The organism is Nonomuraea sp. NPDC049709 (genome assembly GCF_040674815.1).
Lineage (GTDB): Bacteria > Actinomycetota > Actinomycetes > Streptosporangiales > Streptosporangiaceae > Nonomuraea.
Map to the genome: position 1 here is coordinate 1 of NZ_JBFANM010000015.1, position 12,951 is coordinate 12,951.

Below are 12,951 nucleotides of genomic sequence, written 5' to 3' on the forward strand. Positions count from 1 at the left end.
CCGGCGCTCGCGGCACGCGCCGCGAGCGCCGTTCACGCGAGGCCGGTCACGGGTCCACGAAGATCGGCATGGAGAAGAACACGATCATCGCGATCGCCACGCAGAGCAGGAACCCGATCAGCTCCCACACCCAGTCGTAGTGGCGGTCCTGGCGGCGGCGCACCTTCTGCGGGCGGCCCGTCTCGGGGCGCCGCTTGGGGGCTGGCCGGGCGCGCACCGGGCGCGGGGCCAGCATCGAGGACGACGGATCGGGTCGCGCGTCCGCCTCGGAGAGCTTCTTCTCCAGCTCCGGCAGCCGGTAGACGGGCTCGGTGACGGGATCGGCCCCGGGGGCCTCGGGGACCTGGGGAGCGGCCTTGGGGGCGGCCTTCGAGCGCGGCTGGAACAGCGGGGCCGCGGGCTCCCGGACGGGCTCCTCCGTCCGGGACACCGATCCGCTCTTCCACAGCGACGGCGGCCGCCGGAACTCCTCCGGCGCGGGCTTGGGCCGGGGCGCCGCCGGACGGCGCTCGACCCGCTCCAGCGGGGGGAGGGGGCGGGCCGGCCCCTTGTGGACGAGGACGTCGCCGGTCATGTACGGGTCCGGCGCGTCCTTCGGCAGGATCACGTCGCCCGTCGCGAACGGCTCGGCCCCCGTGGCCTCCGGCGCCGCCATGAAGAACGGCCGCTCCTGCGCGGTGGCCGGCGGGTTCTTGAAGGCCCGGGTCGAGCCCAGCGGGTCGCGCAGCGGCAGGGCCGGGTCCAGCACATCCCTCGGCAGCGACAGCCCGTCGCGGAGCTTGGGCATCGGGGCCGTGGTCGCCTCGTGCTCGGCGACCCGCGAGGGTTGGGGCGGCGTCAGCAGCTCGGTGGGGAAGATCACCGTGCTGGTCGCCGGGTCGGACTCCGCCAGCGGCTGCGGCCAGATCGGCGGGCTGGGCCAGCGGGGCTTGACGAACAGCGGCCCGGGCGCCGCCGTACGGGAGCCCGCGAAGTGGATGCGCAGCGCGGCCGGCGGCAGCGGCCAGGGCAGCCGCCCGAGCACGTCCGGCAGCGGTGAGACCCGCAGCGCGCCGTACACGTCCGCCACCGGCTTGGGCACGCGGACCCCCGTCGAGGCCAGCGCCGCACCCAGCGACTGCCTGAAGCTGTGCCCCGCCCCCACCGCCAGCTCCTCGGCGGTGTCGGGTGCGACGTCCAGCACCCAGGCCAGCTCGGCCTTGCTCAGACCGCAGACCGCGCACAGCACCAGCACCTCGCGCTGGTGGGGGCGCAGCTCGCGCAGGGAGCGCTCGACGAGTGCCGTGGCCGGGTCGATGAGCGGATCGACGGCGGGGGGAGAGTAGACGATGTCCCGCCGGTGGATCTCGCGGCGGGCGAAGGCGTAGAGAGCGGCGCGGGGCGGCGCGGCGGCCGGGACGCTGGTGAGCACGGAAACCAGGACGTCGGAGGCCGAGCCGAGGTCGCCGAGCTGGTCAGCGCAGTACGCGAACAGCCCGGCGGCATAGAGGTCGTAGAGCTCTGCGATCAGGTCGGCGCGTTGGCGCTGATCGGTGAGCGGCTGAGACACGGGGCCGGATCCTCTTGCAGTTTGCGGACGCTGAGGGTGAGGGGGCGCGTCAGGAAGTTGTGAGCTGATGCGTCAGGAATGGTGAGGGTAATCATGCCAACACACGATGGTCCGGCGCACTACCAGATGCGGATTTTCATGTGAATCTGCAGATCAATCGGAAACGTCAAGTGAAGCGTTTAAGGAATGCCCGGGGGGACACGGCGGTCGGGATCGCCGTAGTCTGTGGGTTCAAGAGATCATGCGGCGGTCGTGGCAGGGGGGCTGCGGCCCTGCCACCTGGAGCCCGAAGCGAGAGTTCGCGCGTGATCACATTCGAGTCTGTCACCAAACGCTATCCGGACGGAACGGTCGCCGTGGACCACCTCAGCCTTGAGGCGCCCACGGGTGAGATCACCGTGCTCGTCGGGCCTTCCGGCTGCGGGAAGACGACCTCACTGCGGATGATCAACCGCATGATCGACGCGTCGGAGGGGCAGATCCTGCTCGACGGCGTGCCGGTTCAGGGCATCGACCCGCCGACGCTGCGGCGCGGCATCGGATACGTCATCCAGCAGGCCGGCCTCTTCCCGCACCGGAAGATCGTCGACAACATCGCCACCGTGCCCTACCTGCTCGGCTGGGACCGGAAGAAGGCCCGCGCCAGGGCCATGGAGCTGCTGGAGCGCGTCGGGCTGGACCCGGGCTTCGCCGGGCGCTACCCGTTCCAGCTCTCCGGCGGGCAGCAGCAGCGCGTGGGCGTGGCCAGGGCGCTGGCCGCCGACCCGCCCGTGCTGCTCATGGACGAGCCGTTCAGCGCCGTGGACCCCATCGTGCGCACCAGCCTGCAGGACGAGCTGCTCAGGCTGCAGAGCGAGCTGAACAAGACCATCGTGTTCGTCACCCACGACATCGACGAGGCGATCAAGCTCGGCGACCGCGTGGCGGTGCTGCGGGTGGGCGGCCGGCTGGCGCAGCTCGCCGACCCGAAGACGCTCCTGTCGGAGCCGGCCGACGACTTCGTGCGCGAGTTCCTCGGGCACGACCGGGGGATCAGGCGCCTGCAGTTCATCTCCACCGGGGGGCTGCGGCTGCGCACGGACCTGACCGTTCCCGAGGGTTCCGACGGCGGCTCGGCCGAGCCGTGGCTGCTGGTCGTCACCGGCGACGGCCGGCCGGTCGGCTGGCGGACCGGGGCGGGGGGCGGCGAGCTGGAGCCGTACGGCACGTTCCTGCACGGCCGCGACACCATGCGCACGGCCCTCGACGCGGCGCTGCTGTCGCCGTCCGGCTGTGCCGTGGCCGTGGACGAGGACGGCAAGGTCGTCGGCGTGGCCACCAGAGAGGCACTCGACGAGGCGCTGGCGGAGGCGGCAGATGGGTGATGGTCCTCCTTCCATCTGGGAGTGGATCGGGCGCAACTGGGACACCGGGCGGGTCGACAGCATCAGGAACCTGCTCACCGACCACCTCACCATGTCGCTCGTGCCGATCGTGCTCGCGCTGGTCATCGCGCTGCCGCTGGGCCTGGCCTCCGTGCGCTGGCGCTGGCTCTACCAGCCCACCTCGGGCCTCATGAACGTCGTGTACGCGCTCCCGTCGCTGCCGGTCTTCATGCTGCTGATCTCGGTGACCGGGCTCTCGCAGACCACGGTGATCATCCCGCTGACCTTCTACGGCATGGCCGTGCTGATCCCGGCCGTGGTGGACGGGCTCAACTCGGTGCCCGACCACGTACGCCAGTCGGCCGTCGCCATGGGCTTCACGCCGCTGCGCCGGCTGCTGCTGGTCGAGCTGCCGATCGCCGTCCCCGTCGTGCTGGCCGGGCTGCGGGTGGTCGCGGTCTCCAGCATCAGCCTGGTCAGCGTGGGCGCGCTGATCGGGCAGGGCGGGCTCGGCGGGCTGTTCACGCGGGCGTACCAGAACCCGTTCATGCCGCCGGTGATCGTCGGCATCGTGCTGATCGTGGCGCTGGCGCTGGTCGCCGACGGGCTGCTGGTCCTGGCGCAGCGGCTGCTCACCCCCTGGGTACGCGCACGGAAGGGAGCGGCGTCGTGAGCTGGCTGACCGACTTCCTCGGCTGGCTCGGCGAGTTCTTCGGCACCGGCGAGAACTGGTCGGGCCCCGGCGGCATCCCCGCCCGCCTGCTGGAACACCTGGAGTTCTCGGCCCTGGCGCTGCTGCTGGCGGTGCTGATCGCCGTGCCGCTGGGCCTGCTGATCGGGCACACCGGCCGGGGCGAGCTGGTCGTGGTCATCTCCGCGAACCTGGCCAGGGCGCTGCCCACGCTGGGCCTGCTGGTGATGTTCGTGCTGCTGCTGGGCACGTCGTCGATCTGGCCGGTGATCATCCCGCTGGTGCTGCTGTCGGTGCCGCCGATCCTGGTCAACACGTTCGAGGGCATCAAGGGGGTCGACCCGGAGCTGCGCGACGCCGCGTACGGGATGGGCCTGCGCGGCGGCCAGGTGCTCGGGCGGGTGCTGGTGCCGGTCGCGCTGCCGCTGATCCTGCTCGGCTGCCGGTTGTCGGCCATCCAGGTCGTGGCCACCACCACGGTCGCCGCCTACACCGGGCTAGGCGGCCTGGGCCGGTATGTGATCGACGGTTTCGCGACCAAGGATTACGCGAGCGTCGTCGGCGGTTCAGTACTGATTGTGCTGTTCGCGCTCGTGGTGCAGGTCTTGTTCGCGCTCGTCCAGAGAGTGACGGTCTCTCCGGGGGTGAGCCAGCGACTGAAGGTCCGATAGTCTCCTGTATTACCTCCCGGTTAGAAGGGAAAAGCAAGATGAGACGCAAGTACGGCATCGCGGGAGTCCTCCTTTCGGCGATGCTCACGCTGGCCGCCTGTGGTGGTGGCGGTGGCGGCACCGGGGGCAACCCGCTCGACACGACGAGCGCGGCTCCCACCGGCTCGGCTTCGGCCGCTGGAGGTAAGGCCGTCGTCGGCTCCTTCGACTTCGACGAGAGCGTGCTGCTCGCCTCGATCTACGCCCAGGCACTGGAGGCCAAGGGGGTGCAGGTCGAGGAGAAGCCGCGCATCGGCAGCCGCGAGGCCGTCTACGACCAGGTCAAGGGCGGCGGGCTGACCATCGTCCCCGAGTACAACGGCAACCTGCTCGCCTTCATCGACCTGAAGGCCACCGCCGCGACCACCGACGAGGTGAACACGGCGCTGAAGGAGAAGCTGCCCGCCGAGCTGGAAGTCCTCGACTCCTCGCCGGCCGAGGACAAGGACAGCCTGTCCATCTCCAAGGACACGCAGACCAAGCAGTCGCTGAACTCGATCGAGGACCTGGCCAAGGTCTCCAAGACCATGACCGTCGGCGGGCCGCCCGAGTTCAAGAAGCGGTGGGAGGCGCGCTTCAAGGAGGTCTACGGCCTGGAGTTCAAGGAGTGGAAGCCCACGGGCCCGACCACGGCTGACGCCATCAAGGACGGCTCCATCCAGGTCGGCAACGTCTTCACCACCGACCCGAAGATGACGGCGAACAACCTGGTGCCGCTGCAGGACACCAAGAACATCTTCCCCGCCCAGAACGTGACCCCGCTGCTGCACAAGGCCTCCGCCAACGACACGATCAGGACCACCCTGAACGGCATCTCGGCGAAGCTGACGACGGAGTCCCTGCTGGAGATGATGCAGAAGATCTCCGTCAACAAGGACGAGCCCGCGACCGTGGCCAAGGAATGGCTGACCACCAACGGCCTGGGCTGACACAGGGCGCTCCCGCGAGGGTCTCCATCCCTGGAGGCCCTCGCCCCGCTCTGCCCCCACCAGGGATCCGTCGCCATGAGTGAGCTCTTCACGGAGGCGATGGCCCAGCTGGCGGCGGGGGTGGCCGTCGTGACCGCGCGGGACGGGCGCGACGACCTGGGCACCACGGTGTCCGCCCTGATGTCCGTCTCGCTGGAGCCGCCGCTGGTGCTGGTGAGCCTGGCCAGCCGCGGCTACCTCAACGAGGTCCTGCTCCGGCAGGACCGCTGGGCCGCCTCGCTGCTGTCGTCGGGCCAGGCCGCCGTCGCCAGCCGCTTCGCCACCGCCGGCCGGCCGAGCGCCCGCCTGCTGGTGGCCGGCACCCCGCACCACCGGGGCGCCCACACCGAGGCGCTCGTGATCGAGGGCGGGGTGGCCGCGATCGAGGCCGAGACCACCAAGGTGGTCCCGGCCGGCGATCACACGATCTTCATCGCCGCCGTGCTGGCGGTCGCCTACGTCGACCCGTCCCGCCAGCCCCTGGTACGCCTGCGCGGCCGCTACCGCTCGACCGCCACCTCCTAGCCCGGGCCCGGAGGGGCGGGCCTAGCGGATGACGTACCACTCGGGCAGGATCAGCGGGCCGGCGGCGGGCAGGCCCAGCTCGGCCGACAGCCGGGCGAGCGGTCCCCAGGCGTCCAGCCGGATCCGGGCAAGCGCCGCGGACTTGTCCTCGCTCGACTCGGGGCCGCGCAGGCGTTCGAGCGGGTTGAGCCGCGGATACGTACGCACCGGGGCGTCGTCGGCCAGGCCGGCCCGCTTCCTGGCCAGGGCCAGCGCGTCCTCCAGGCCGCCCAGCTCGTCCACCAGCCCGCCGGCGTGCGCGTCGGCGCCCGTCCAGACGCGGCCGCGGGCCAGCTCGTGGGCGCGTTCGCGGGTGAGGTCGTGGCTCTTGGCCACCTTGCCCACGAAGTCGTCGTAGATGCGGTCGAGCCAGGCGTTCACCCGGTCCCACTGCTCGGGGGAGAAGCCGCGGGAGGTGGAGAACATGCCGGCGTTGGCGCCCTCTGACACCATTTCCGAATTTACGCCGATCTTTTCGAGCATTTCGGAAAGGACGGGCTTGCCGCCGTACACGCCGATCGAGCCCGTCAGCGTGCCCGGCTGGGCCACGATCACGTCGGCGGCCATCGAGATGAAGTAGCCGCCGGAGGCGGCGAGGTCGCCCATGGACACGATCACCGGCTTGACCTTGCGCGTCAGCGTCACCTCGCGCCAGACCGTGTCGCTGGCCACGTACGAGCCGCCGGGGCTGTCGACCCGGAACACCACGGCCTTGACGTGGTCGTCCCGCCTGGCGGCGCGGAGTGCGGCGCTGATCGTGTCGGAGCCCATCGCCCCGCTCCCGCCGAGCGGGCTGCGCCCGCTGCGGCCGGTCCTGATCATGCCGATGCCGTGGACGAGCGCGACCCCGTCGGCCATCGGCTGCGGCAGCTTGCGCACGGCCGCGCTGCGGGCGTAGCGGGAGACGTACAGCAGGTGGGCCTCCTCGCCCGCGGCCCGCTTGACCTCGTCGTAGACCTCGTCCCGGTAGGCCAGGCCGTCGACCAGCCCGGCCTCCTCCGCCTCGGTGGCGGTGAACGGGCCGCGGTCGATCAGCTCGCGCACCTTGCCCGGATCCAGCCGGCGGCCGTCGGCGATGCCCGCGACGAGGCTCTCGGTGACGGACTCGACGATCCGGGCCATGGACTCGCGGTGCGGGTCGGTCATGTGGTCCTGGGTGAAGGTGTTGGCCGCGGTCTTGTACTCGTGCCGCTGGCCCACCTCGTACCCGACGCCCAGCTTGCCCAGCGCGCCCTTGACGAAGCGCTGCTCCAGCGCCACGCCCGTCAGCCCGACGTCACCGCTCGGCTGCAGGTAGAGCCGCTCGAAGGCGGTGGCCAGGTAGTAGGGCACGGTGCCGCCGCCGAACTCCCCGAACGTCTCGCCGAACGCGACGGTCAGCTTGCCCGAGGCCCGGAACTGGATCACGGCCTGCCGCAACTCCTGCGCCATGGCCAGCCCCAGCGGGTTGCCGCCGATCTTCACGACCAGCGCCTTGACCCGGGGATCCTGCCTGGCCCGCCTGAGCCCGGACAGGACGTCGGCCAGCCGCGTCTTGCGCATGGACAGTATGGCGGCGAGCGGATCCGCCGGCGGCCCCTCGGTGAGGCCCTCTGTGAGATCGAGCTCCAGCACCAGCGGGGCCGTGCGCCGCTGGCGAAGCTTGTCGACGGTTTCGAAGATCGCCTTGCCTGCGTCCATAGAAGCCACCCTAAGCGACACAATTCGAAATGCGGCTGCGGCGGGTGCGGGACCTGTCGTCGGTGAAGGGGTACGACGCCGGCGAGACCGTGCTGGCCTGCCACAGCGGGGCCGGGTTCCAGGCGGAGCTTCCCGGGGATGTCCGCCTGGTCGGCGTCGAGGAGCTGTACGCGCCCGTCACATCGTGATGACGATCTTGCCCGGCGCGTGGCCCTCTTCCGAGTACCTGAGCGCCGCCGAGACGTCCTCGAACGGGTACGTGCGGTCGACCACCGGGGTGACCTTGCCGTCCTCGATGAGGTCGGTCAGCTCGATCAGGTTCCGCCTGGTCTCCTTGTTCCCCACCACGTCCGCCATCGCCGCCTTCTGGGGGACGAACGCCGACATGGCGAGCGTGGCGAAGATGCGGCCGGCCGGCTGCAGCCATCGGCTGGCCGAGCCGCCGACGAGGACGCAGACCCCCTTCCGCTTCAGCACGCGCCGGCACTCCGAGAACGAGCGGGTGCCCGCGTTGTAGATGATCACGTCGTAGGGCCGGCCGCCGCGGGTGAAGTCCTCCTTCGTGTAGTCGATCACCTCGTCCGCGCCGAGGGACCGGACCAGGTCCACGTTCCGGCTGCTGCACACGCCGGTGACGTGCGCGCCGTACGCCTTGGCCACCTGCACCGCGAACGTCCCCACGCCGCCCGAGGCCCCGTTGACCAGGACCCGGTGGTCCGGCCTGGTCCGCCCGTGGTCGCGCACGCCGAGCAGGGCCGTGATGGCGGCCAGCGGCACCGCCGCCGCCTGCTCGAACGACAGGTTCTCCGGCTTGGGCGCCACCTCGCTCTCCGGTACGCAGACGTACTCGGCGAGAGCGCCTCCCTTGGGCGGCATCCCGAACACCTCGTCACCGGGCCCGAACTCCGTCACCCCCTTCCCGACCGCCTCCACGACCCCGGCCACGTCCGCGCCCAGGATGGTGATCTTCGGCTTGCGCAGGCCGAGGCCGCCGGGCATCACGCGGGCCACGTACGGCTCGCCTCGCATGAGGTGCCAGTCCCAGGGCTGGACGTTGGTGGCGCGGACCCGTACCAGCACCTCGCCCGGGGCGGGTGCGGGCTTGTCGACGTCGGTGAGCTCGAGGGCGTCGGGGGAACCGTACGACCGTAGGACGAACGCTTTCATGGCAGTCTCTCCTCATCCGGTGGCTGCTGCTTGAAGCTGTGCCGACGGGCATCAGTGTGGGCATGACCTGCGGGAAGGCTCAACGGCCGAAAGTACGAGCTTTCGCCTGGCTGATCGGCCCATCCGGTTCGGGCCGTTGGGGCGATGAGGCGGCGGGGGCGCGGCGGTCACCATCGGGGCATGAGCAGCGACGAGAGCACGACCCCGACCCCGACCCCCCGACGTCCCGGCGCTCACGTGTCCCGTCCCGCCCCCCGTGCGGCCCGGGCCCGACCCGAGGCCCGCGCGGCCCGGGGCTCCAGAGCGGGGTGGCTCGTGCCGACCGGGTTGATCGTGCTCAGCTTCGTCCCGGTGCTGGCCGGCGCCGTCCGCATGACCGAGCTGGCCGGCGGGGCCGAGGTCACGGCGGCCAACGCCCGGTTCTTCGCCTCGCCCGTACCGGTGCTGGTGCACATCGTGGCGGTCAGCGTCTACAGCGTGCTCGGGGCGTTCCAGTTCGCGCCCCGGTTCCGGCGGCGCAGGCCCGGGTGGCATCGCCGTGCCGGACGAATCCTGGTCGGGTGCGGGCTGGCGGCGGCGCTGTCGGGGTTGTGGATGACGCTGTTCTCCACGCTCCCGCCCGGGGACGAGGGGTTGCTCGGCGCGTTCCGGCTGGTGTTCGGGTCGGCCATGCTGGTCTCGATCGTGCTCGGGCTCGCCGCCGTCCTCCGCCGGGACGTCCGCCGCCACCGCGCCTGGATGATCCGCGCGTACGCGATCGCCCTCGGCGCCGGTACGCAGGCGGTGACCCAGGCGATCTGGCTGGCGGTCTACGGCCCGCCCGACGACCTCACCCGGTCGCTGCTCCTGGGTGCGGCCTGGGTCATCAACGTCGTCGTGGCCGAGTGGATCATCCGCAGGGGGCGTCGCCCCGGGGGACGGTCAGTGCCGGACGCGGTTGGTCTCGTACGCCCACATGGCGATCTCGACCCGGTTGCGGACGCCGAGCTTGGTCATCAGGCTGGCGACGTGGCTCTTGACCGTACTCAGTGAGATGTGCAGCTCGTCGGCGATCTCGCTGTTGGTCCGGCCGCGCGCCACGGTGACCAGGATCTGTTCCTCCCGGTCGGTGAGCGGCTCGATCGGCTGCACCCGGGGCAGAGCGGGGCCGGTGCCCGCGAACGAGGCGAGCAGGCGGGCGGTGATGCTGGGGGCGATGAGCGCGTCACCGGCGGCGGCGGCGCGGATCGCCTGGGAGAGCAGGTCGGGGCCGGCGTCCTTGAGCAGGAAGCCGCGGGCCCCCGCCCGGAGCGCCGAGTAGACGTACTCGTCCAGGTCGAACGTGGTGATGACGACGACGGCGATGGGGTCGGCCACGTCGGGCCCGGCCAGGCGGCGGGTGGCCTCGATGCCGTCGCAGCGCGGCATGCGGATGTCGAACAGGCAGACGTCCGGCCGCAGGCGCTGGGCCAGCTCGACCGCCCGTACGCCGTCCCCGGCCTCGGCGACCACCTCGATTCCGGGCTGGGCGTCGAGGATCATCCGCAGGCCGGTACGGGCGATCTCCTGGTCGTCGGCCACGATCACCCGGATGCCGGCCTCCGGCGCCGGGCCGGTCCCGCCCTCCGTCGCGCTCGTGGTCGTGTGGCCGCTGCCGTCGGTCGCGCTCGTGGTCATGTGGCCGCTCCCGCTCGTCCCGTTCGTGGTCATGTGGTGGCTCCCGTTCGGGGCAGTTCGGCGGTCACGGTCCAGCCGCGGCCGGGGTTGGGGCCCGCTTCGCAGGTGCCGCCCAGCAGGTCGGCGCGTTCGATCATGCCCAGCAGGCCGTACCCGGGGGTGACGGCCGTACGGGCGGCGGTGCTGTCACCGTCGTCGCTCACGCGCAGGCGCACGGAGGTGTCGTCGGCGGCCACGCGGACCTCGATCCTGGTGGCGTGCTTGGCGTGCCGCCTGGCGTTCGTGACCGACTCCTGCGCGATCCGGTAGATCGCGGCCCCGACGGACGCCGGAACGCCGTCGAGGTCCCCGTCGATCTCCACGTTCACGGACGGCCCGACGCGGGTCTGCCCGGCGAGCTGCCGGAGATCATCGAGGTGCGGGTTCGGCGCCAGCTCGGCATGTTCGGATGGCTGGTCCCGGCGCAGGAGGCGGACCATGGCGCGCATCTCGGTGAGCGTACGCGACGCCTCGGCCTCGATCACCCGCAGCGCGTCGACGGCGGCGTCGGGGCTGGAGGCCGCCGTCGCGATCCCTGCCTGGGCGCGGATCGCCATCGCGGAGACGTGATGGGCGACGGTGTCGTGCAGGTCGCGGGCCAGTTGCTCGCGTTCGAGCAGCTTGACCTGATCGAGCTCCCGCATCCTGGCCCTGGCCCGGTAACGGAAGGTGCCGCCCAGCGCGAACGCCGCGAAGACGACGGTGAACGCGCCGACGATGTCGGCGGAGACGACGTGCCCGGCGACCACGGCGGCGACGATCGCGGCGCTGATCAGCCCGAGCCCGAGCAGCGCCTCGCGGCCCGACCCCCATCGGGACAGCGCGTACAGGAGGATCAGCAGGTAGGCCGACGCGGACATCTCGGCCGGATCGGCGCCGGTGAGAAGCTGGATCACGCTTGAGGTGACGACGGGGACGGCCAGGGCGAGGAGCGGTCTTGTACGGCGCCATAACAGCGTGGGCAGCATCACCGCGGCGAAGATCGCCGAGAACGGCCGCCACTGGAGGTCCGTCCGCAGGGCTCCTTCGAGCACGACGGCGACGGCGAGCAGCCCGACGAGCAGCCAGTCCCGCCACAACCGGCGGGGGGCGTGGGGCGGACGGGGCTCATCCCACACGGAGCGGAGAAGGCCGTGCACGTCCATCATCGTACGAGAGAGGGTGCCGGTATGGATCAGTCCGAAGTGGCCCATTCGGTGTGAACGCCACCAGGGCGAGGCGGTCCAGTTTCCGGCGAGCCGCACCGCCGATGTTGACCCGTCAGAGCCCTACCGCTCCATCGATCTGTTCCCGCAGCAAGTCCGCATGCCCGTTGTGCCGGGCGTACTCCTCCACCATGTGCACCAGCACCCAGCGCAGTGACACGGGCCCTTCCCCAGGTTCGTGCCCGACGACCTCGAGGTCTGGCGCCGCGTCGACGAAGCGGTCGGCGAACGCGACCTCCGCCCGCCACGTCTCCCACGCCTGGGCGACCATCTGCGCGTCCGCACCCGCCACATCGAACGCGCCGTGGTGCGTGGGCGGGAGTCACGGCGTCGGGAATGGCGGTCTGTGATAGGTTCGGCGGCGCCGTACGGCACCACGACTGGAGGAGGTGAGACCGATCAACGCTGTGACAGGTCGGGGCTCCCTCGCGTGCATGGTCTAGGGAGCGCCCGCACAAGGCATCCCGAAAGGCTTCGAAACGCTATGCGCTTCAGCTTGACCTCTGAGACGTCGACCGACGGCGTCACCGAACAGTCCTTTTCCCTCGGCGAGATCCCCGGCGTGCTGTTCACGCCGCGAGGCGCCACCGGCCCCCGCCCGCTGATCCTGATGGGGCACGGCGGCGGCCAGCACAAGAAGGCCCCGGGCGTACTTGCCGGGGCCCACCGGTTCGCCGCCGACGGGGGCTTCGCCGTCGTCGCGATCGATGCCCCCAACCACGGCGACCGGCCGAAAGACGAACAGTTCATCCAGTTCGCCGGCGCCATGCGGGCCCGCATGGCCGCCGGAGAGGATCCGGCTGAGCTGGTCGCGGCCATGCACGACCTGCTGGCCGGGCAGGCCGTCGACGACTGGCAGGCGGTCGTGACCGCGGTCCAGGGGCTCGGCCACGTGGGGGTGGGGCCGGTCGGGTATTGGGGTGTGTCGATGGGCTGTGGGCTCGGCGTGCAGCTGATCGCCGCCGAACCCCGGGTCCGCGCTGCGGTCCTGGGTCTGCTCGGCGTCCACGAGCTGGTCGGGGCCGCCGCTCGGGTCACTGTGCCGGTGCAGTTCCTGGTCCAATGGGATGACACGCGGGTGCCTAGGGATCAGGCCTTTGCGCTGTTCGAGGCTCTGGGTTCGGGCGACAAGACGCTGCACGCCAACCCCGGTGATCACGGGGGGATCCCGGCGCATGAAACGGATCACGCGCTGCGGTTCTTCGCTCGGCACCTTGGGTAGGGGTGTTGCCTTCTAGCTCGTGACGCCTGCCGGCCGGCCTGAGGGCTCTGCGTCCTCTGGCGTCCATGTCGCCAACGCGATCGATGCATGCCCGGTCGCGGAGGACCCCTTGTGAAAGCCTTCGGGGACTCCGTCG

At 71.4% G+C, this 12,951-nt stretch carries 13 protein-coding genes and 1 pseudogene; 8 read left to right on the forward strand and 6 right to left on the reverse strand.

What is annotated here, in order from left to right:
* Nucleotides 1-46: 46 nt before the first annotated feature.
* Nucleotides 47-1,549, reverse strand: coding sequence for a hypothetical protein (locus AB0J69_RS16725; RefSeq protein WP_364117723.1), 1,503 nt, complete (start codon nucleotides 1,547-1,549; stop codon nucleotides 47-49).
* A 305-nt stretch (nucleotides 1,550-1,854) separates the two neighbouring features.
* On the opposite strand from AB0J69_RS16725, the gene AB0J69_RS16730 reads away from it, so the two are divergent.
* The 5 genes from AB0J69_RS16730 to AB0J69_RS16750 all read left to right on the forward strand — a co-directional run bounded on the left by AB0J69_RS16730 (nucleotide 1,855) and on the right by AB0J69_RS16750 (nucleotide 5,807).
* On the forward strand, nucleotides 1,855-2,913 hold the full coding sequence (locus AB0J69_RS16730) for an ATP-binding cassette domain-containing protein (protein ID WP_364117725.1): 1,059 nt from the start codon (nucleotides 1,855-1,857) through the stop codon (nucleotides 2,911-2,913).
* Nucleotides 2,906-3,586 (forward strand): ABC transporter permease subunit, encoded by a 681-nt coding sequence (locus tag AB0J69_RS16735; protein WP_364117727.1) that lies wholly within the window; start codon nucleotides 2,906-2,908, stop codon nucleotides 3,584-3,586. Before AB0J69_RS16730 ends, AB0J69_RS16735 begins: the two co-directional genes overlap by 8 nt.
* The gene (locus AB0J69_RS16740) at nucleotides 3,583-4,275 is read left to right on the forward strand and encodes an ABC transporter permease (protein ID WP_364117729.1); all 693 of its coding nucleotides are present in this window, start codon (nucleotides 3,583-3,585) and stop codon (nucleotides 4,273-4,275) included. The genes AB0J69_RS16735 and AB0J69_RS16740 overlap by 4 nt, the downstream gene beginning before the upstream one ends.
* 38 nt (nucleotides 4,276-4,313) lie before the next feature.
* Nucleotides 4,314-5,243: an ABC transporter substrate-binding protein gene (locus AB0J69_RS16745; protein WP_364117730.1), complete on the forward strand. Its 930-nt coding sequence runs from the start codon at nucleotides 4,314-4,316 to the stop codon at nucleotides 5,241-5,243.
* A 75-nt stretch (nucleotides 5,244-5,318) separates the two neighbouring features.
* Complete coding sequence (locus tag AB0J69_RS16750) at nucleotides 5,319-5,807, forward strand: flavin reductase family protein (protein ID WP_364117732.1); 489 nt, start codon at nucleotides 5,319-5,321, stop codon at nucleotides 5,805-5,807.
* A 21-nt stretch (nucleotides 5,808-5,828) separates the two neighbouring features.
* Here AB0J69_RS16750 and sppA read toward each other — a convergent pair whose 3' ends face one another.
* A complete protein-coding gene (sppA, locus tag AB0J69_RS16755; protein WP_364117734.1) occupies nucleotides 5,829-7,526 on the reverse strand; it encodes a signal peptide peptidase SppA in 1,698 nt (565 codons plus the stop codon).
* 29 nt (nucleotides 7,527-7,555) lie between these two features.
* On the opposite strand from sppA, the gene AB0J69_RS16760 reads away from it, so the two are divergent.
* Nucleotides 7,556-7,714 (forward strand): hypothetical protein, encoded by a 159-nt coding sequence (locus AB0J69_RS16760; protein ID WP_364117735.1) that lies wholly within the window; start codon nucleotides 7,556-7,558, stop codon nucleotides 7,712-7,714.
* On the opposite strand, the gene AB0J69_RS16765 is transcribed toward AB0J69_RS16760, so the two are convergent.
* Nucleotides 7,704-8,693 (reverse strand): NAD(P)-dependent alcohol dehydrogenase, encoded by a 990-nt coding sequence (locus tag AB0J69_RS16765; RefSeq protein WP_364117737.1) that lies wholly within the window; start codon nucleotides 8,691-8,693, stop codon nucleotides 7,704-7,706. The genes AB0J69_RS16760 and AB0J69_RS16765 overlap by 11 nt on opposite strands.
* Before the next feature lie 180 nt (nucleotides 8,694-8,873).
* Between AB0J69_RS16765 and AB0J69_RS16770 the strand changes: the two genes are divergently transcribed.
* A complete protein-coding gene (locus tag AB0J69_RS16770) occupies nucleotides 8,874-9,725 on the forward strand; it encodes a DUF2306 domain-containing protein (RefSeq protein WP_364117738.1) in 852 nt (283 codons plus the stop codon).
* On the opposite strand, the gene AB0J69_RS16775 is transcribed toward AB0J69_RS16770, so the two are convergent.
* The 3 genes and pseudogenes from AB0J69_RS16775 to AB0J69_RS16785 all read right to left on the reverse strand — a co-directional run.
* Nucleotides 9,615-10,259, reverse strand: coding sequence for a response regulator transcription factor (locus AB0J69_RS16775; RefSeq protein WP_364118026.1), 645 nt, complete (start codon nucleotides 10,257-10,259; stop codon nucleotides 9,615-9,617). The genes AB0J69_RS16770 and AB0J69_RS16775 overlap by 111 nt on opposite strands.
* Nucleotides 10,260-10,378: 119 nt before the next feature.
* Nucleotides 10,379-11,527, reverse strand: a complete 1,149-nt coding sequence (locus AB0J69_RS16780) for a histidine kinase (RefSeq protein ID WP_364117740.1) — start codon at nucleotides 11,525-11,527, stop codon at nucleotides 10,379-10,381.
* Between the two features lie 121 nt (nucleotides 11,528-11,648).
* A pseudogene (locus AB0J69_RS16785) lies at nucleotides 11,649-11,876 on the reverse strand (DUF664 domain-containing protein); the annotation flags it as partial.
* Between the two features lie 213 nt (nucleotides 11,877-12,089).
* On the opposite strand from AB0J69_RS16785, the gene AB0J69_RS16790 reads away from it, so the two are divergent.
* Complete coding sequence (locus tag AB0J69_RS16790) at nucleotides 12,090-12,815, forward strand: dienelactone hydrolase family protein (RefSeq protein ID WP_364117742.1); 726 nt, start codon at nucleotides 12,090-12,092, stop codon at nucleotides 12,813-12,815.
* Nucleotides 12,816-12,951: the final 136 nt, after the last annotated feature.

Bases quoted from the DNA above. Each gene is read 5' to 3' on its own strand.
- AB0J69_RS16735 (WP_364117727.1), top strand. From the start codon at position 2,906: ATGGGTGATGGTCCTCCTTCCATCTGGGAGTGGATCGGGCGCAACTGG.
- AB0J69_RS16745 (WP_364117730.1), top strand. From the start codon at position 4,314: ATGAGACGCAAGTACGGCATCGCGGGAGTCCTCCTTTCGGCGATGCTC.
- AB0J69_RS16750 (WP_364117732.1), top strand. From the start codon at position 5,319: ATGAGTGAGCTCTTCACGGAGGCGATGGCCCAGCTGGCGGCGGGGGTG.
- sppA (WP_364117734.1), bottom strand. From the start codon at position 7,526: ATGGACGCAGGCAAGGCGATCTTCGAAACCGTCGACAAGCTTCGCCAG.
- AB0J69_RS16760 (WP_364117735.1), top strand. From the start codon at position 7,556: ATGCGGCTGCGGCGGGTGCGGGACCTGTCGTCGGTGAAGGGGTACGAC.
- AB0J69_RS16765 (WP_364117737.1), bottom strand. From the start codon at position 8,693: ATGAAAGCGTTCGTCCTACGGTCGTACGGTTCCCCCGACGCCCTCGAG.
- AB0J69_RS16770 (WP_364117738.1), top strand. From the start codon at position 8,874: ATGAGCAGCGACGAGAGCACGACCCCGACCCCGACCCCCCGACGTCCC.